20 protein-coding genes are annotated in these 17,560 nt (G+C 73.6%); 16 read left to right on the top strand and 4 right to left on the bottom strand.

The features are described 5' to 3' along the window. Positions 1-25: 25 nt before the first annotated feature. Both ACFV1W_RS04070 and ACFV1W_RS04065 read left to right on the top strand, forming a co-directional pair. A complete protein-coding gene (locus ACFV1W_RS04070) occupies positions 26-898 on the top strand; it encodes a Wzz/FepE/Etk N-terminal domain-containing protein (protein WP_380412885.1) in 873 nt (290 codons plus the stop codon). Beyond that, positions 895-2,055 carry a GNAT family N-acetyltransferase gene (locus tag ACFV1W_RS04065; RefSeq protein WP_380412883.1) on the top strand — a complete coding sequence of 387 codons (1,161 nt, stop codon included), beginning with the start codon at positions 895-897 and terminating at the stop codon, positions 2,053-2,055. Before ACFV1W_RS04070 ends, ACFV1W_RS04065 begins: the two co-directional genes overlap by 4 nt. 7 nt (positions 2,056-2,062) lie before the next feature. Here ACFV1W_RS04065 and ACFV1W_RS04060 read toward each other — a convergent pair whose 3' ends face one another. Continuing rightward, positions 2,063-3,304 carry a glycoside hydrolase family 26 protein gene (locus ACFV1W_RS04060; protein WP_380412881.1) on the bottom strand — a complete coding sequence of 414 codons (1,242 nt, stop codon included), beginning with the start codon at positions 3,302-3,304 and terminating at the stop codon, positions 2,063-2,065. 366 nt (positions 3,305-3,670) lie between these two features. Between ACFV1W_RS04060 and ACFV1W_RS04055 the strand changes: the two genes are divergently transcribed. The 9 genes from ACFV1W_RS04055 (at position 3,671) to ACFV1W_RS04015 (ending at position 10,611) form a co-directional block, all read left to right on the top strand. After that, a complete protein-coding gene (locus ACFV1W_RS04055; RefSeq protein ID WP_380412879.1) occupies positions 3,671-4,666 on the top strand; it encodes a hypothetical protein in 996 nt (331 codons plus the stop codon). Positions 4,667-4,869: 203 nt separating this feature from the next. Then, complete coding sequence (locus ACFV1W_RS04050) at positions 4,870-6,468, top strand: ABC-F family ATP-binding cassette domain-containing protein (protein ID WP_380412877.1); 1,599 nt, start codon at positions 4,870-4,872, stop codon at positions 6,466-6,468. 327 nt (positions 6,469-6,795) lie between these two features. Beyond that, positions 6,796-7,029 (top strand): helix-turn-helix domain-containing protein, encoded by a 234-nt coding sequence (locus ACFV1W_RS04045; RefSeq protein ID WP_030285640.1) that lies wholly within the window; start codon positions 6,796-6,798, stop codon positions 7,027-7,029. A gap of 230 nt (positions 7,030-7,259) precedes the next feature. After that, positions 7,260-8,066 carry an enoyl-CoA hydratase/isomerase family protein gene (locus ACFV1W_RS04040; RefSeq protein ID WP_380412875.1) on the top strand — a complete coding sequence of 269 codons (807 nt, stop codon included), beginning with the start codon at positions 7,260-7,262 and terminating at the stop codon, positions 8,064-8,066. Positions 8,067-8,222: 156 nt separating this feature from the next. Beyond that, positions 8,223-8,756, top strand: coding sequence for an Asp23/Gls24 family envelope stress response protein (locus ACFV1W_RS04035; RefSeq protein ID WP_380412874.1), 534 nt, complete (start codon positions 8,223-8,225; stop codon positions 8,754-8,756). 28 nt (positions 8,757-8,784) lie between these two features. Continuing rightward, the gene (locus ACFV1W_RS04030) at positions 8,785-8,976 is read left to right on the top strand and encodes a hypothetical protein (protein ID WP_380412872.1); all 192 of its coding nucleotides are present in this window, start codon (positions 8,785-8,787) and stop codon (positions 8,974-8,976) included. Further along, on the top strand, positions 8,976-9,323 hold the full coding sequence (locus ACFV1W_RS04025; protein ID WP_380412870.1) for a hypothetical protein: 348 nt from the start codon (positions 8,976-8,978) through the stop codon (positions 9,321-9,323). Before ACFV1W_RS04030 ends, ACFV1W_RS04025 begins: the two co-directional genes overlap by 1 nt. Further along, on the top strand, positions 9,320-9,976 hold the full coding sequence (locus ACFV1W_RS04020) for a DUF6286 domain-containing protein (RefSeq protein WP_380412868.1): 657 nt from the start codon (positions 9,320-9,322) through the stop codon (positions 9,974-9,976). Before ACFV1W_RS04025 ends, ACFV1W_RS04020 begins: the two co-directional genes overlap by 4 nt. Further along, complete coding sequence (locus ACFV1W_RS04015; protein WP_380412866.1) at positions 9,973-10,611, top strand: alkaline shock response membrane anchor protein AmaP; 639 nt, start codon at positions 9,973-9,975, stop codon at positions 10,609-10,611. Before ACFV1W_RS04020 ends, ACFV1W_RS04015 begins: the two co-directional genes overlap by 4 nt. A gap of 1 nt (position 10,612) precedes the next feature. Here the strand turns inward: ACFV1W_RS04015 and ACFV1W_RS04010 are convergent, their stop codons facing one another. Continuing rightward, a complete protein-coding gene (locus tag ACFV1W_RS04010) occupies positions 10,613-11,374 on the bottom strand; it encodes an SDR family oxidoreductase (RefSeq protein WP_380412865.1) in 762 nt (253 codons plus the stop codon). A gap of 121 nt (positions 11,375-11,495) precedes the next feature. Here ACFV1W_RS04010 and ACFV1W_RS04005 point away from each other — a divergent pair, with 121 nt between their 5' ends. Together ACFV1W_RS04005 and trxA are read left to right on the top strand one after the other, a co-directional pair. Then, a complete protein-coding gene (locus ACFV1W_RS04005) occupies positions 11,496-11,903 on the top strand; it encodes a MerR family transcriptional regulator (RefSeq protein ID WP_380413160.1) in 408 nt (135 codons plus the stop codon). A gap of 3 nt (positions 11,904-11,906) precedes the next feature. Beyond that, positions 11,907-12,239 carry a thioredoxin gene (gene trxA / locus ACFV1W_RS04000; protein WP_380412863.1) on the top strand — a complete coding sequence of 111 codons (333 nt, stop codon included), beginning with the start codon at positions 11,907-11,909 and terminating at the stop codon, positions 12,237-12,239. A gap of 28 nt (positions 12,240-12,267) precedes the next feature. On the opposite strand, the gene ACFV1W_RS03995 is transcribed toward trxA, so the two are convergent. Then, complete coding sequence (locus ACFV1W_RS03995; RefSeq protein ID WP_380412862.1) at positions 12,268-13,071, bottom strand: SURF1 family protein; 804 nt, start codon at positions 13,069-13,071, stop codon at positions 12,268-12,270. A gap of 31 nt (positions 13,072-13,102) precedes the next feature. Then, on the bottom strand, positions 13,103-14,098 hold the full coding sequence (locus ACFV1W_RS03990) for a DEDDh family exonuclease (RefSeq protein ID WP_380412860.1): 996 nt from the start codon (positions 14,096-14,098) through the stop codon (positions 13,103-13,105). Between the two features lie 145 nt (positions 14,099-14,243). On the opposite strand from ACFV1W_RS03990, the gene ACFV1W_RS03985 reads away from it, so the two are divergent. The 3 genes from ACFV1W_RS03985 (at position 14,244) to ACFV1W_RS03975 (ending at position 17,507) form a co-directional block, all read left to right on the top strand. Continuing rightward, positions 14,244-15,287, top strand: coding sequence for a zinc-dependent alcohol dehydrogenase family protein (locus ACFV1W_RS03985; protein WP_380412858.1), 1,044 nt, complete (start codon positions 14,244-14,246; stop codon positions 15,285-15,287). 259 nt (positions 15,288-15,546) lie between these two features. Beyond that, positions 15,547-15,903 carry a DUF485 domain-containing protein gene (locus ACFV1W_RS03980; RefSeq protein WP_380412856.1) on the top strand — a complete coding sequence of 119 codons (357 nt, stop codon included), beginning with the start codon at positions 15,547-15,549 and terminating at the stop codon, positions 15,901-15,903. After that, positions 15,900-17,507, top strand: a complete 1,608-nt coding sequence (locus ACFV1W_RS03975; RefSeq protein ID WP_380412854.1) for a cation acetate symporter — start codon at positions 15,900-15,902, stop codon at positions 17,505-17,507. The genes ACFV1W_RS03980 and ACFV1W_RS03975 overlap by 4 nt, the downstream gene beginning before the upstream one ends. The last annotated feature ends 53 nt before the right edge of the window (positions 17,508-17,560 follow it).

Genomic DNA, 17,560 nt, shown 5'->3' with positions numbered 1-17,560 from the left:
GTTCCAGACCCAAGGAGTCACACCCATGACCACACCGCGCCGAAGCGCCCGCCACCTGGTCCGCCGTTGGTGGCCGGTGGCGCTCGCGGTGCCGCTGGGCGCCGCGGCCGGCGCCGGGTACGCCGTCGTCTCGCCCCCCTCGTACTCGGCCAGCGCCTACGTCCTCGTGGTGCCGCAGAGCCCGGGGGAGTCGGGGACCGCGACCAACTTCGCCCAGGCCTACGGGCGGCTCGCGGGCCAGCCCCAGGTGCTCGCGGTCGCGGCCGCCGAGACCGGCCGCACCCGGGCCGAGCTGGAGTCCCTGGTGTCCGGGACGACCTCCCCGGACGCCCCGGTGATCGAGATCACCGGCACCGGGCCCCGCGCCCAGGATGCCGCCCGGACCGCCGACGCGGTGGTCCGTTCGCTGGTCGCCTTCGCCAACACCAGCACCAGGGACACCAACGTCCGGCTGGTGACGCTGGCCCCGGCCGCCGAGCCGGACAAGCCGACCACGCCCTCCGCCGAGCTGGACGTCGCGGTCGGCGCCGCGGCCGGGCTGCTCCTCGGCTCGCTGGTGCTGATGACCCGTCGGCGCGGCGGCGCGGCCGACGCGGGGGCGCAGGCCCCCGAGGCTCCGGCGGCGACCGCGGCGACCGCGGCACCGGAGGTTCCCGAGCCGGCCGAGCCGGCCGAGGCGGCCCCGGTTCCGGCCCCGGCCGCACCCCGCCCGCGCAGCGCGGCGCAGACCGGCCGGACCCGGCCGAAGACCGGGACCGGGACCGGGGAAGACTCCAGGACCGAGCCGAAGACCGCCGCCAGGACCGCCGCGAAGGCCGGCACGCGCCCGGGCGGCAAGCCCGAGGCGGAGTCCGAGCCCCGGACAGAGGCGAAGGCCACCGCTGGGAGCGGGCGATGAGCACCGAGGCCCGCGCCGCCGGCCTGCCGGCCCAGTCGGCCGCGCCGGTCTGGTCCACCGAGTTGCGCCGCGAGGACGACGCCCTCGACGCCGTCGCCGAGGAGTGGGACGACCTGGCGGCCCGCTGCCGCACCGCCACCTTCTTCCAGGCCGCCGCCTGGCAGCGCTCCTGGTGGCGCCACTACGGCCGCCCCGGCGCGCTGCTGGTGGTGCTGGTCCGCCGGGACGGCCGGCTGGTCGGCGCGGGCGCCTTCATGCGGCGCGGCGGCCCGTTCGGCGGTCTCACCGGCCTCGGCGCCGGGCTGGTCGACTACGGCGACGTCCTGCTCGACGACGACTGCGCCGACCGGGCCGCCGCCGAGTTCGCCGCCGCCCTCCCGCTCACCCGCCCCTGGCACTGGCTGGAACTGCGCGAGGTGCACCCGGAGGCGGCGGTGCAGCGGGTGTACGAGCACTGGCGCGGCTCCCGCCGCCGCCACGAGGACTCGCTGTGCCAGTACCTCCCGGCCGTCCCGATGGAGCGGCTGCTCAAGCGGGTGCCCGGCAAGACCGCCCAGCGCAGCCGGGTGAAGCTGCGCAAGATCGCCGAGGCCGGGGTGCGGGTCAGCTCCACACCGGTGGACGAGGTGCCGGCCGCCCTGGAGGGGCTGCTGCGGCTGCACTTCCAGCAGTGGGAGGAGCGCGGCGTCACCGCGGAGCACCGCACCGAGCGCTTCGCCCGGCACCTGACCGAGTCCACCGTCGGCCTGGTCGCCACCGGCCGGGCGGCGGTTCACCGGTTCCACCTGGACGGCGAGTTGGTCGCGGTCAACCTGCTGCTGCTCTGCCCCTCCTTCGGCGGGCTGTACATGTACGGAGCCCATCCCGGGCTGCGCGAGCGGCTGGACATCGCCGGGCTGCTGTTCGGCGCGGCCCTGGACGAGACGGTCGGCGCGGGCATCCCGGTGCTCGGCCTGCTGCGCGGCCAGGAACCGTACAAGCAGCGCTGGCGGCCGGACCGGCTGTCCAACCAGCGCCTGCTGCTGGGCCCGGCCGGGGCGGCCCCGGCGGCCGCCGCCCGGGCCGGCGCGGTGCGCGCCCGGCAGGCGGCGGTGCACCAGCTGCGCACCCGCTTCCCCCGGCTCAAGGCGAGGCTGCTGGCCCGCCGCCGGGCCTGACCGCCGCTCAGCGCCGCGACGGCGTCCGGGTCGCGGACGGGCTCGGCGACGCGGGGGCGAAAGGACTCGCGGTCGCGCCCGGCCCGGTCGGCGTGGTCGGCGGGGTGGGGGCGCTCGGCGTGGTCGGCGCGGTCGGCGTGGTCGGCGGGGTGGGGGCGCTCGGCGCCACCGGCACGATCGGGGCCGGTGGCGCCGTCGGCAGCACGAGCGGCGCCCCCGGCGAACCGTTCATCAGCTGCTTGAACACCGCGGTCGAGCGCGGATTGTCGCGGCACTGGAAGAAGCCGTGCGGGCAGTAGTCGGTGACGGTCTGGTAGGCGGTGTCGTGGGTGCGCATCCAGTCGACCATCCGCCGGACGAACTCCGGGTTGTCGCCGTTGCGGAACAGCCCCCACTCCGGGTAGGAGACCGGCTTGCCGCGCTTGGCCGCGAACTCCACCTGGTCCTGCAGGCCGTACGGCTCGCGCACGTAGTCGTCGAAGGTGCTGCCGGCGGGCTGGTCGTAGCTGTCCGTGCCGATGATGTCGACCACGTCGTCGCCGGGGTAGCACTTGGTCCACGGGATGGCGTCCAGGCCCCGGTTGGGGGCGAAGTCGAAGCGGAACCGCTGCCCGGGGACCGATCGCATCACCCCGACGATCCGCCGCCAGTACGCCTTCCAGGCGGAGGGATCGGGCTTGCAGCGGTGGGTGTAGGTGATGCCGTTCATCTCCCAGCCGAGGGTGAGCACGGTGTCCGCGCCGCCGAGCGCCACCAGCCGGCGGGCGAGCCGGAGGAAGTGGCTGTCGAAGTCCCCGCGCGCGCCCTGGCCGAGCAGCCGGGCGACCTCGCCGTCCGGCACCTGCGCCTCGTTGGGCACCAGCATCGGCACGCCGAGCACCAGCAGCCGGGACGGGTCGGCCAGCCGCCACTGCGACCACATGCCGAGCACCACCGGCTCGCCCTCGACGTCCGCCCAGCCGTTGCCCGCCAGATAGGTGTGGCCGACCTGGAGGTTCGCGTTGCCGAGCCACTGGGAGTACTCGCCGATCTGCGGGATGTACTTGTCCCAGGAGCCGACGAAGGCGCCGAACGGCGGCTCGTGCTTGGGCCGCTGGACCGGTGGGCGGGGGGCCGCGCCGCGCGGCTCGGAGGCGCCCGAGGAGAGGGCGTGCCGTTCGGTCCGGCTGAGCGGCGTCCCGGCCGGGACGCTGGCGGTGGCCATCAGCAGCAGGGAGGCGGCGGCCAGCGTCAGGCGGCCGATGCGCATGGTCTGTCCTCCGGACGTCGCGGGGCGGGGCGGGCGGTGACCGCGTCGACGGGCGGTGGCGCCACGCTCGCCGACAGTAGGCCCGGCGACGGAAGGAAAAGCCGAATGTCACCCTAAAGTGGGCGATATTCGAACGCCGTCTGCCGCAACCTCCCACCGGCGCCGCCGCGTGTATCAGCTCTGTAACGGTCCGGCGGGGCTCACGGAGCCCGCCGCGGAGGGTCCGGCCGACCGGCCGGGTGCCGACGGCGCAGGTGGGCGGGCGGGCGTACGGGACGGGCGCGCACGATCGGGCGTGCGGTGGGCGGGACGGCCCCGGGGCGATTCCGGCTGACTCGCGCGCCCGGTGAAAGGTACGCTCCGGCCGTGTCCTGGAAGCCGCCGCGTGTCCTCACCCCCCGCTCGATCCTGCCTGCCCTGGCGGTGATGCTGGTCCTTGCGGCCGGTGCGGCGGCGCACGCGAACAAGCCGGTTCCGTTCGGCGACCGGGTGGCGGGGCCCGCCGACGCGGACGCGACCCCGGTGAACTCCCAGTCGGTCAGCTCGGCCGACCTGGACGTCAAGGTGGTCGGCCCCGGCCTGGAGGCGTACCACAAGCAGACCGGCGAGCGGGCCTGGACGTACCGCCGCGAGGGCGCCGAGGCGCTCTACCTGGCGATGGCCGGCGACAACGCGATCGTGGTCTGGGACGACGGCCTGGTCACCTCGGTGCGCCCGGGCGACCACGAGGTGCGCTGGCACCGCGCCGTGCCGGGCCTGGCGGACTACCTGCGCGGCGACGGCGAACCGGGCGCGGACAAGCGGACCGACGCCCAGCGCAAGGACACCGCCGTACAGCGGGCCGCGGCCGCGCTGCACACCGTCCAGCGGGACGGATCGCCCTGGCTGGCCGTGGTGACGCCGAACCTGACCATGGGCCTGCGCGACGCCGACGGGGACCTGCGCTACAACGACCGGCCCTCCAACGGCTGCCTCTACGACCCGCTGCGCACCGTCCACACCGACTACGCCGTGCTCATCCCGCGTACCTGCACCAACAGCGCCGGGGTGGCCGTCTCCGGGGGCATCACCGGCTACCGGTTGGACAGCAACGGCTGGTCGACGATCACCGGCCCGGCCGCGACCGTGAAGGTGCTGGACCGCAGCCGGGTGGAGATCACCGACGGCCCGATCGTGCCGCCCAAGGTCTTCGACACCAAGGCGGCGGCTCCCGAGACGGCCTGCTCCAGCGTGGACGCCCCGTTCGCCGCGGTCCGCCCGAAGAGTGGCTGCGCCGACCCGTCGGCGAGCCCGGCGACCGTCCCGCCGACCCCGGCCGCCCCGACGGCGTCCGCGACCGACCAGGCGGCCGCGCAGCAGTAACCGGACCCCGGCGGGTACCCCGGGGAGGTAGTGCCCCGGGGCGTTTCGCGCGGCCCGGTAGACTGGCCGTCATGGCTATCTTCTCCGGGCAATAGCGGGCGGCGGCGCCCAGTTCCACCGCGCCGACCGCCGATGAAGCCCCACTTCCCGCTGCCCGGGCCCGTACCCGGCCGCCCGCCCACGTCCCAGGAGTAGTCCCAGCCATGATTTCCGCCAACGCCCTTGAGTTGCGTGCCGGTGCCCGGATCCTGATCGAGTCCGCGAGCTTCAAGGTCGCCGCAGGCGACCGGATCGGCCTGGTCGGGCGCAACGGCGCCGGCAAGACCACGCTCACCAAGGTGCTGGCCGGCGAGGGCCTGCCCGCCGCCGGCACGGTCACCCGTTCGGGCGAGGTCGGCTACCTCCCGCAGGACCCGCGCACCGGTGACCTGGACGTCCTCGCCAAGGACCGCATCCTCTCCGCCCGCGGCCTCGACACCGTGCTGAAGAAGATGCGCGAGAACGAGGACCGGATGGCCAACGGCAAGGGCGCCACCCGGGAGAACGCGATGAAGAAGTACGCGCGCCTGGAGACCGAGTTCCTCACCAAGGGCGGGTACGCCGCCGAGGCCGAGGCCGCGACCATCGCCGCCGCGCTGGGCCTGCCGGACCGCATCCTCGGCCAGCCGCTGCACACCCTCTCCGGTGGTCAGCGCCGCCGGGTCGAGCTGGCCCGGATCCTGTTCTCGGACTCCGACGTACTGCTGCTCGACGAGCCCACCAACCACCTGGACGCTGACTCGATCGTCTGGCTGCGGGACTTCCTGAAGACCTACAAGGGCGGCTTCATCGTCATCTCGCACGACGTCGACCTGGTCGAGACGGTCGTCAACAAGGTCTTCTACCTGGACGCCAACCGCTCCTGCATCGACGTCTACAACATGGGCTGGAAGCAGTACCAGCAGCAGCGCGAGGACGACGAGAAGCGCCGCAAGCGCGAGCGGGCCAACGCCGAGAAGAAGGCCGCGACCCTGAACGCCCAGGCCGACAAGATGCGCGCCAAGGCGACCAAGACGGTGGCCGCGCAGAACATGGCCCGCCGCGCCGACAAGCTGCTCGCCGGACTGGAGCAGGTCCGGGTGAACGACAAGGTCGCCAAGCTGCGGTTCCCGGAGCCGGCCCCCTGCGGCAAGACCCCGCTGACCGCCAGCGGCCTGTCCAAGTCCTACGGCTCGCTGGAGATCTTCACCGACGTCGACCTGGCGATCGACCGCGGCTCCCGGGTCGTCGTGCTCGGCTTCAACGGCGCCGGCAAGACCACCCTGCTGCGGATGCTGGCCGGGGTGGAGGCGCCGGACACCGGAGAGGTGATCCCGGGCCACGGCCTGAAGATCGGCTACTACGCCCAGGAGCACGAGACGCTCGACCCGGAGCGCAGCGTCCTGGAGAACATGCGCTCGGCCGCGCCGGACACCGACCTCGTGCAGATCCGCAAGATCCTCGGGTCGTTCCTGTTCTCCGGCGACGACGTGGACAAGCCGGCCGGGGTGCTCTCCGGCGGTGAGAAGACCCGTCTGGCCCTGGCGACCCTGGTGGTCTCCTCCGCCAACGTGCTGCTGCTGGACGAGCCCACCAACAACCTCGACCCGGCCAGCCGCGAGGAGATCCTGGGCGCGCTGCGCGAGTTCTCCGGTGCGGTCGTGCTGGTCACCCACGACGAGGGCGCGGTCGAGGCGCTCGACCCGGAGCGGATCATCCTGCTGCCCGACGGCGTGGAGGACCTGTGGAACCCGTCGTACGCCGACCTGGTCTCGCTGGCCTGACCGGAAGTAGACGCCCCGTCCGCTTTTCGGACCAGAAAATCTAGTCCTTTCGGCGTGTCCGGGAATGAAGAAGACCCGGATTCCGTTTAAGCACTTCCCGTCGGCCCGCCACTCGATCGTGGTCGGGCCGACGCTGCTGATCAGCTCTTTCTCGTCACCCGGCGGCACCCGGCCGGGGGCGTGCACTCTGCGTGAGCGCCCCGGTGCACTCGGATCACCACCGCAGGACCACGCATTTGCGACATCGACCTTGTCGAATGGGTGGCCAGGACGCGGTCGATGGGTGATCATGGGAATCTGACCGAGCAACGCTACGAGGAGGCACGGGTGGCCGAGACTCTGAAAAAGGGCAGCCGGGTGACCGGTGCCGCGCGTGAGAAGCTCGCGGCCGATCTCAAGAAGAAGTACGACTCCGGGGCGAGCATTCGCGCTCTCGCGGAGGAGACCGGTCGTTCGTACGGCTTCGTGCACCGGATGCTGAGCGAGTCCGGAGTGATCCTCCGGGGCCGCGGTGGTGCCACGCGGGGCAAGAACAAGGCGACTGCCGCGGCCGGTTCCTGACGGCCCGTCGGCTCTGAGCTGGGTGGCGCGGCGGCAGGACGCCGGCCGAGGAGACGACGGCTGACCACAGCTGGGCGTCCGCCCTCGGGTCGAGTGGACCGGCCGCCGATCGTCATGTCCGGACCCCGGTCCCTTTCCCGTTCCGATCTTTCCGGGCCGCGGGCCCTGCCCGTTCGCGCCCAGGTTTGTTACTCTCCGGTAGCCACGTCCCCGCCACCGGAGGTTCCCGCATGACCGCCCCCGCCACCGACCCGCAGGCCCCGAGCTGGGAGCGGGACGGCGTCCGCCTGGAGCTCGACGGCGAGCTCGCCGTCGTCACCCTCTGTCAGCCCAAGCGGCGCAACGCCCAGTCGCCCGCGCTATGGCGCGCCCTCGCCCAGGCCGGGCGCGAACTGCCCGGCAGCGTGCGGGTGGTGCTGCTGCGAGCCGAGGGAGTCTCCTTCTCCGCCGGCCTGGACCGGGCCATGTTCACCCCCGAGGGCATCTCCGGCGAGCCCACCTTCCTGCAGCTGGCCGGCTCCGCGGACAAGGAACTGGACGACGCCATCGCCTCGTACCAGGAGGCCTTCACCTGGTGGCGCCGCGCCGACCTGGTCTCCATCGCCGTCGTCCAGGGCCACGCCGTGGGAGCGGGCTTCCAGCTCGCGCTCGGCTGCGACCTGCGGGTGGTCGCCGACGACGTCCAGTTCGCGATGAAGGAGACCTCGCTCGGGCTCGTCCCCGACCTGGCCGGGACCAAGCCGCTGGTCGAACTCGTCGGCTACGCCCGGGCGCTGGAGATCTGCGCGACCGGCCGCTGGGTCGGCGCGGAGGAGGCCGCCGCTATCGGGCTGGCCAATCTGGCCGTCCCCGGCGGGGAGCTGGACTCCGCCGCCCGGGACCTCGCCGCCGCCCTGCTGGCCGCTCCCCGCGGGGCCGTGACCGAGACCAAGGCGCTGCTGCAGGGTGCCTCCGGACGGTCGTACGACGAGCAGCGTTCGGCCGAACGGGCGGCGCAGGCGCGGCGACTGCGGGAGCTCGCGGGCATCGGCGACTGACCGCCGCGCATCCGCTGGGAGGCCCGGTCCGGGAGAGCCCCGGGACCGGGCCTTCGGCGTTCCCGGGGCGCGCTCGACGGGCGGGGGCCGTGGCGAAATGCCACAGTTGGGGAGGTTTGCGATATAGCTGGAGCCGCTACGAGGGAGATGCGCCCCATGCCTGAAACTCCGACGCCCGCGACCATGCACAAGAGCCCCGGCGGGGCACCGACGCCCGGGCCGCCCGTCGGCGCCAGGTCCGTGCCCGGTGCGGCCGGGGCCGGCGGACACACAGCCGGTGAACGCGGCCACACGGCACTTGCCGTCGGCGTGGTGGAGAAGATCGCCGGGATGGCCGCCCGGGAGGTCTCCGGCATCCACGCGCTGGGTTCCGGGCTCGCCCGCACCTTCGGCGCGATGCGGGACCGGGTGCCCGGCGGCAAGTCCAGCGTCGGGCGCGGGATCAAGGCCGAGATCGGCGAGAAGCAGACTGCGATCGACATCGCCCTGGTGGTGGAGTACGGCGTGGTGATCCCCGAACTCGCCCGCCAGGTGCGGGAGAACATCATCGACGCGGTCGAGCGGATGACCGGCCTGGAGGTCGTCGAGGTCAACATCGCGGTCAACGACGTCCACCTCCCGGACGAACCGGAGTTCGAGGAGGAAGAGGAGCAGGCCACGGCACCCGGGCATCGGCCCAAGCTCAAGTAGCACCCTGCGGAGGACGAGGGAGTAGCGGATGAACCTGGCCATCGTCGGCCTGGTGGTGGGCATGGCCCTCGGCTTCGCCGGGTACTTCGGCGGGTTCGCGGCGTTCCTGCTGGTGGCCGCCCTCGGGCTGGTCGGCTTCGTGGCCGGGCGGCTGCTGGAGGGGGACATCGACCTCGGCGATCTCGGCGACCTGCTCCGCGGCCGCGACCGGCGGCGCTGATGACGGCCTCGGTTCCCGCCCCCGCCCCCGGTGCGGCCCGCCGGGGGCGGCTCCGGGTCGCCGACCGGGTGTACGCGCGGATCGCGGGGAAGGCGGCCCGGGAAGTGCTCGCCGAGGCGTGGGCCGGGCGGTCGGTCAAGGGTGTGCCGCCCCGGGTGTCGGTGGCCCGGCCGGGCAGCACGGTGACCGTCCGGGTGGCCGTCGACGCGCCCTTCCCCGCCGACCTGGCGGCCCTCGCCCGGCGTGTCCGGGAGCGGGTGGCCGGGCGGGTGCTCGGGCTGACCGGGACCAGGGTGTCCGAAGTGGTCGTGGAGGTCGAGAAGTTGGTCGCCGGGGGAACGTGGTGAGCCGGGTCCCGGAGCCGACCGGCCCGGTGGCCGGCGCGGCGCGGAAGGTGCCCCGGCCGCGGGCCGGGCGGGCGGTGACGGCGGCGCTGGTCGCCACGGCGGTGCTGGTGGCGGTGGGGGCGCTGCTGTACGACGTGGTCGCGGTGCGGGCCGGGCAGCCGGCCCGGCGGTGGCGGGCACAGGTCGCGGACGAGCTGGCCACGCGTCACCTGGACGACCTGTGGGTGCTGGTGGGGGCCGGAGTGTCGATCCTGCTGGGCGGGTGGCTGCTGTGGCTGGCGATCGCGCCCGGGCTGCGGCGGTGGCTGGTGCTGCGGCCGTACGGGGGGACGGAGGCGGCGATCGAGCGGGCCGGGATCGGGCACCTGCTGACGGACCGGGCCGCCGGGCTGACGGGCGTCGACCGCCTGCGGATCAGGGTCGGGCGGCGGCGGGTGCGGGTGTCGGTGAGCGGGCCGGTGGATCCGGCGCTGGTGCAGCGGCAGCTGCGGGAGGAGTTGGGGCGGGTGGGCCTGGCGCGGCCGCTGCGGCTGGACGTGCGGTCCTGGCGGGGGGCGGCCGGCACGGGGGCCGACGGGGCGCCGCCCGAGCAGCCGGCCGACGGGACGCCGTCCGAGCAGCCGGCCCACGGGGCGGGGGAGGCCTCGGGGTGAGGCGGTCGGTCGTCAACCGGGTGCTGCTGGGACTGTTGGGGGCGGTGCTGCTGGGGGTCGGGGTGCTGGTGCTGGCGGGCGGGCTGGACCTGTACCGGCGGCTGGGCGTCGATCCGCCGGGCTGGTGGCCGCTGACGTCGCCGGACCAACCGGTGGTCAGTACCCGCTCCCGGGAGCGGTGGGTGGGGACCTCCTGGTGGTGGCCGACGGTGATCGGCGGACTGTCGGTGCTGGTGCTGGGGGCGGGGTGGTGGCTGGTCGCGCAGCTGCGGCGGACCGGGCTGCCCGGGATCGAGGTGCTGACCCCGGGAGCGGGCGGCCTGCGGCTGAAGGTGAGCGCGAGGGCGCTGGAGGAGGCGCTGGAGCAGGGCACGGCGGTGCTGCCGGAGGTCGAGCGAGCCGGGGTGCGACTGGTGCGCGCGGCCGGACGCCCCCGGCTGCGCGGGGCCGTGCGGCTGACGCCGGGCGGGGACCCGGTGGGGCTGGTGGAGCACTTCGAGGACGGGCCCCGGACGGACGCCGTCCGGAGCCTGGGACTGGCGGAGCTGCCGGCCGAGCTGCGGATCCGGGTGCTGCAGGAGGCCCCCGCCGGGAAGCGGCGCCGCGGTCGGCGGGGGCACCGCCGGCTGGAGTAGGTCAGAGCGAGCGGAGCGCGCCGCCGTCCACGGGGACCATCAGCCCGGTCAGGTAGGACGCGGCGGGGGAGAGCAGGAACGCGGCGACCTTGCCGAACTCCTCCGGGGTGCCGTAGCGGCGCAGCGGGATGCCGGCGGAGGCCTCGGCGCGGGCCGCCTCCGGGTCGGGCGCGAGGGCGTCGAGCTCGCGGACCCGGTCGGTGTCGATCCGGGCGGGGAGCAGGCCGAGCACCCGGATACCGCGCGGGCCGAGCTCGTCGGCGAGGGACTTGGCGGCCATGGCGAGGCCGGGACGCAGGCCGTTGGAGATGCCGAGGCCGGGGATCGGCTGACGGACGGAGCTGGAGAGCACGAAGCCGATCACGCCGCCGGAGGGCAGGGCGGCGGCCGCGGTCCGGGCGAGGCGGAGGGCGCCGAGGAAGACGGACTCGAAGGCGTCGCGCCAGGCGGATTCGAGGGTGGTCTCGACCGGGCCGGCCTGGGGGCCGCCGACGCTGATCAGGATGCCGTCGAAGCGGCCGAAGCGCTGGTTCGCCTCGGCGACCAGGCGCTCGGCGGTGTCCGGGGCGGCGTTGTCGGCGACCAGGCCGTGGGCGGTGCCGAGGGTGCCGAGCTCGTCGACGGCGGCGTCGACGGCCTCCTGGGTGCGGCCGCTGACGAGCACGTGGGCGCCGTCGGCGACGAGTTCGCGGGCGGCGGCGAGGCCGAGGCCCCGGGTGGCGCCGGTGACGATGTAGGCCTTGTTCTTCAGTCCGAGATCCATGGGGACATCTTGCCGGGCGAGGGTACGTCCGGCTGGCCCCGGGCCCGCGGGTTCGCACTGGCGTTGACGTCCGGGGGAAGGTTTACCGTCGGTGCCGGTTGTTCGGGAGGAGTGGTTCGGCGTGCGGATCGGGGAGTTGGCGGAGCGGGCGGGGACGACCACGCGGGCGCTGCGGTACTACGAGCAGTTGGGGCTGTTGCCGGCCCGGCGGGCGGGCAACGGGTACCGGGCGTACGACGAGGGGGACCTGCGGCTGCTGCGGGAGATCCGGATGCTCCAGGACTTCGGCTTCGGCCTGGAGGAGACCCGGCCGTTCGTGGAGTGCCTGCGGGCCGGGCACCCGGACGGGGATTCCTGCCCGGCCTCGCTGGAGGTCTACCGCCGCAAGCTCGCCGAACTGGACGAGTGCATCGCGCGGCTCCAGGAGGTGCGCGAGCAGGTGGCCGGGCAGTTCGCCCGCGCCGTCCGGGCGCGGGACGAACTCGCGGTCTCCGAGCAGCCGCCCCTGTGTGAACTGACGGAGGAGTAGACGATGGTGCGGATCGCGGGTGTGCCGGCGGTGACGGACGAGACCTTCGCGGCGGAGGTGCTGGCGGCCGAGGGGCCGGTGCTGGTCGACTTCACGGCGGACTGGTGCCCGCCGTGCCGGATGATGGCGCCGGTACTGGCGGACGTCGCCCGGGAGGAGGCCCACCGCCTGCGGGTGGTGAGCGTCGACGTGGACCGCAACCCCCGGACCCAGGCGGCGTACGGCGTGCTGTCGATGCCGACGCTGATGCTGTTCCGGGGCGGGCTGCCGGTGCGGTCGGTGGTGGGTGCCCGGGCGAAGGCGAGGCTGCTGCGGGAGCTGGAGGACGTTCTCTAGCCAGACGTCCGCCGGCGCCGCCGGGCCCTCAGGCGGGCAGGGCGTCGAGCTCGGCCTCGGGCTCGGCGGCCTGCTTGGCGCGGTCCTTGGCCTCGCGCCGCACGAGCACCCAGACGCCGACCGGGATCATCGCGGTGAACAGCCACCACTGGACGGCGTAGGCCATGTGCGGGCCGATGTCCGAGTGGTTGGGCTCGGGGACCAGCTCGGGCTGGTCGGCCGGGGCCGGGGTGGTGGCGGTGAGCTCCAGGTAGCCGCCGAGGAGGGTGGTGCCGCTCTCCTTGGCCTGCTGCTCGGTGTTGATCAGGTTGAACTGGCGGGCGGGGAGGCCGGCCCGGTCCTTGACCCAGCCGCCGCTGCTGCCCGTGGTCTCGTCGGCCCGCAGCCGGCCGGTGAGGGTGACCTCGCCAGCCGGGGCGGCCGGGACGGGCGGGTACTCGGTGGCACCGTCGCCGGAGGGGACCCAGCCGCGGTTGACCAGTACGGTGCCCTTGCCGTCGGAGAGCTTCAGCGGGGTGACGACGAAGTAGCCGAGGGTGCCGTTGGAGTCGGTCCGCTTGCGGACCACGAACTCGTGTGCCGGGTCGTACTGTCCGGTGGCCGTCACGGCGTGCCAGGTGAGGGCGGAGGGCACCGCGGCGCCGGGGCTCGGCGACAGGGTGTCGAAGGGCACCGGCGACGCCTTGAGGGCCCTGCCGACCAGCTCGTTCCGGGCCACCCGCGCCTCGTGGCGGTGCAGCTGCCAGAAGCCCAGCTTGATCGTCGCGGGGATCAGCAGCAGCGCGATCAGCATGGTGATCAGCCACTGGCGGGTCAGCAGAAATCGGTACACATGGGAACGGTACGCCGACCTCACAACCGGCTCACGCACCGGGGTGCGGGGCGACCTCGCGCAGCAGCTGGAGGAAGGCGTCCTCGGTGACGACCGGGGTGCCGACGTCGCGGGCCTTGCGGGCCTTGCCGCTCCAGCTGGTCGGCTCGTTGGTGACCAGCAGACTGGTGAGCCGGCTGACCGAGGTGGCGATGTGCAGGCCGGCCTCCACGGCGCGGTCCTCCAGCACCTCGCGGTCGGTGGCGGTGTCGCCGGTGAAGGCCACCCGCATGCCCTGGACCAGCGGCTTGCCGTCCTCCCAGCGCCCCGGGTTGGGGTAGGGGCAGGGCGGGCGCTTCTTGGCCTGGCGGTACTGGGAGCCGGTCCAGTTGCCGCGGCCGGGGGCGGCGGGCTCGTCCTCGCCGAGGTCGGTGACCGCGACACAGGTCTGCAGCGGCAGCGGGAGGCCGGCCAGGCGGGCCAGGCGGAGGCTGGGGCGGAAGGCCTCGGCGAGCACCCGGGCGTCGTCCAGGGCGTTGTGGGCCTGGCGCTGCTGGACGCCGAAGTGGGCGGCGAGCGAGGCGAGCTTGCCGTTGGGCAGCGGAAGGCGCAGGTCGCGGGAGAGCACCATGGTGCACAGCCGCTGTTCGACCGGGGCGCGGAGGCCGGCCCGGGAGAACTCGCGGGAGATCATGTTCCAGTCGAAGAGCGCGTTGTGCGCGACCAGCACGCGGTTCTCCAGGCGCGCGGCGAACTCGTCGGCGATCTCGGGGAAGGTAGGCGCGCCGGAGAGCAGTTCGGCGGTGAGGCCGTGGATCCAGACCGGGCCCGGGTCCCGCTCGGGGTTGACCAGGGTGTACCAGTGGTCGGTGACCTCTCCGTCCTGGTCCAGCTGGTAGACGCCCGCCGAGATGACGCGGTCGGAGCGGCCGAGACCGGTGGTCTCGACGTCGACGACCGCGAAGCCCTCGGCGGGGGCGGCGGAGCGCTGGGCGGGGACCGGGGCGGTCCGCGGCGCGCCGTACGTCTCGGGCTGGATCGGTTGCATGGTCCAACAGGATAAGGGGCGGGCCGGCGGGGTCCGGTCGGAATGTTCCGGCCCGACGGCCGGAATAGAGTGGGCGGCGGGGGTGTCGTACATCTGGTCGAGATCGTTTCCGGCCGCTCGGTCGGATTTGTGTGAGGAAGAACGCATGCGCGCCACGGTGATCCACGGACCGAACGACATCCGGATCGAAGAGGTACCGGACCCGGTCATCCAGCACCCGACGGACGTGGTGCTGCGGGTGGTGAACGCCTGCATCTGCGGCAGCGACCTGTGGGCCTACCGCGGAGTGGCCGAGCGGGTGGCCGGGCAGCGGATCGGGCACGAGTTCCTGGGCGTGGTCGAGGAGGTCGGCGCCGAGGTCCGCGGCTTCGCGAAGGGCGACCTGGTGGTCGCCCCCTTCGTCTGGTCGGACGGCGTCTGTGAGTTCTGTCTCGAAGGGCTGCAGACGTCCTGCCCGCACGGCGGGTTCTGGGGGCAGGTCGGCTCGGACGGCGGTCAGGGGGAGGCGGTCCGGGTGCCGTTCGCGGACGGGACGCTGGTGAAGCTGCCCAAGGAGGCGGCGGGTGACGAGAAGTTGCTGCCGGGGCTGCTGGCGCTGTCCGACGTGATGTCCACCGGGCACCACGCGGCCGTGTCGGCGCGGGTGCGCCCCGGTGCGACGGTCGCGGTGGTCGGCGACGGCGCGGTGGGCCTGTGCGGCGTGCTGGCGGCGAACCGGCTGGGCGCGGGCCGGATCATCGCGCTGGGCCGGCACCCCGCCCGGACCGAGCTGGCCCGGCGTTTCGGGGCGACGGACGTGGTGGCCGAGCGCGGCGAGGCCGCGATCGAGGCGGTGAAGGAGCTGACCGGCGGTCTGGGCGCGCACGCGGTGCTGGAGGCGGTGGGCACCGAGGAGTCGATGCGGACGGCGATCTCGATCACCCGGGACGGCGGCGCGGTCGGTTACGTGGGTGTGCCGCACGGCGGCAGCGCGGGCGTCGACATCGGTCAGATGTTCGGCCGAAACGTTTCGCTCAACGGTGGCGTCGCTCCGGCCAGGGCGTACATTCCCGAGCTCCTTCCGGATGTCCTCTCGGGCGCGATCGAGCCCGGCCTGGTCTTCGACCGGACGGTGGACCTGGACGGCGTGCCGGACGGCTACCGGGCGATGGACGACCGCTCCGCGCTGAAGGTCCGGATCGCGTTCTGACGCTTCGTCAACAAGGGCGGCACCGTTGGACGGTGCCGCCCTCTTCGGTTGTCGGGCCCGGATCCATGAGTGACGGGAAGGATGCTTTTCAGCCAATTGGATAGTGCGAGGGGGTGAACGACCGGCTGATCGCGGTCAACCCCTTCCGGGGTGGGCGCGACGCTCCTAGCATTGCGCGGCGCGCACGAGGAATGTGTCGCCCCTCACGTTCGATTCTTCCCCTCGTGTGACCGCTACGCCGAAGGAGTGAGGAGACAGAGTGGATTCGCCGCCGATCACCACTACTGCCACGGAAGTCCAACTCATCGACGACAGCGAGGAGTTCCGCACCCTGCGGCGCTCGTTCCGGAGCTTCGCCTTCCCGGTCACCATCGGTTTCGTGCTCTGGTACCTGCTGTACGTCCTGCTCTCCTGCTACGCCCCCGGCCTGATGGGCACCAAGGTCCTCGGGCACATCAACGTGGCCCTGGTGCTCGGGCTGCTGCAGTTCGCCACCACCTTCGTCATCGCCGGCTGGTACGCCCGCTACGCGGACCGGAGGATCGACCCGCCCGCCGCCGCGATCCGCGAGGCCCGCGGCGCCGTCGTCCACGCTCCCCGGGAGGCCGCCGAATGACCTTGCTCGCCAGCTCCGCCACCGATCACCGCGGCCTGACGATGGCCCTGTTCGGACTCTTCGTGCTGACGACCCTGGCCATCACCCTCTGGGCCGGGCGGCAGAACCGCAGCGCCGCCGACTTCTACGCGGGCGGCCGCGGCTTCACCGGCTTCCAGAACGGCCTGGCCATCTCCGGCGACTACATGTCCGCCGCCTCCTTCCTCGGCATCGCCGGCACCATCGCGCTCGCGGGGTACGACGGCTTCCTGTACTCGATCGGCTTCCTGGTCGCCTGGCTGGTCGCGCTGCTGCTGATCGCCGAGCCGCTGCGCAACTCCGGCCGGTTCACCATGGCGGACGTGCTCGCCTTCCGGATGCGCCAGCGCCCGGTGCGCACCGCCGCGGGCGTGTCCACCATCGTGGTGTCGATCTTCTACCTGCTGGCCCAGATGGTCGGTGCCGGGACGCTGGTGGCCCTGCTGCTCGGGGTCGAGGGGAGCGCCGCCAAGCGCTGGACCGTCGTCGCGGTCGGCGCGCTGATGATCATCTACGTGGTGATAGGAGGGATGAAGGGCACCACCTGGGTGCAGATCGTCAAGGCCGTGCTGCTGATCGCCGGCGCCGCGCTGATGACCGTCCTGGTGCTGGCCAAGTACCACTTCAACCCCTCCGAACTGCTCGGCGCGGCGGCGAGCGCCAGCGGCAAGGGCGAGGCCTTCCTCCAGCCCGGGCAGAAGTACGGCACCGGCACCGCCAGGCTCGACTTCATCAGCCTCGGCATCGCGCTGGTCCTCGGCACCGCCGGCCTGCCGCACATCCTGGTCCGCTTCTACACCGTGCCCACCGCCAAGGCGGCCCGGAAGTCGGTGCTCTGGGCGATCGGCATCATCGGCGTCTTCTACCTGATGACCCTGGCGCTCGGCTTCGGCGCGGCGGCGCTGGTCGGTTCCAAGCAGATCAAGGCGGCCAATGCGGCCGGCAACACGGCCGCCCCTCAGCTGGCCGAGGTGCTCGGCGGCGGCAGCGGCAGCACCGGCGGGGCGATCCTGCTCGCGGTGATCTCGGCGGTCGCCTTCGCCACCATCCTGGCCGTGGTCGCCGGGCTAACCCTGGCCTCCTCCGCCTCGTTCGCGCACGACCTGTACGCCAACGTGATCCGGCGCGGGAAGGCGAGCGAGCGGGAGGAGGTGCGCTCGGCCAAGTGGGCGGCCGTCGGGATCGGCGCGGTCTCGATCGTGCTCAGCCTCTACGCGGACAAGCTCAACACCGCCGCCCTGGTCGCCCTGGCCTTCGCGGTGGCGGCCTCGGCGAACCTGCCGACGCTGCTCTACTCGCTGTTCTGGAAGCGCTTCACCACCACCGGCGCGGTCAGCTCGGTCTACGCCGGGCTGATCAGCTCCGTGCTGCTGGTGGTCTTCTCCCCAGTGGTGTCGGGCAAGGCGACCTCGCTCTTCCCGCACTCCGACTTCCACTGGTTCCCGCTGGAGAACCCCGGCCTGGTCTCCATCCCCATCGGCTTCCTGGCCGGCTGGCTGGGCACCCTCCTGTCCAAGGAACGCCCCGACCCGGCGAAGTACGCTGAACTGGAGGTCCGCTCGCTCACCGGACTGGGCGCCCACTGATCGTTGCGGCATGACTATGCTGGCCCGGCTCCGCCGCGACGGTGGCCGGGCCG

This window comes from Kitasatospora sp. NPDC059648 (genome assembly GCF_042734825.1).
GTDB lineage: Bacteria > Actinomycetota > Actinomycetes > Streptomycetales > Streptomycetaceae > Kitasatospora.
The sequence above is the reverse complement of the archived record's forward strand: the minus strand, read 5'-3'. Positions and strand labels throughout refer to the sequence as shown.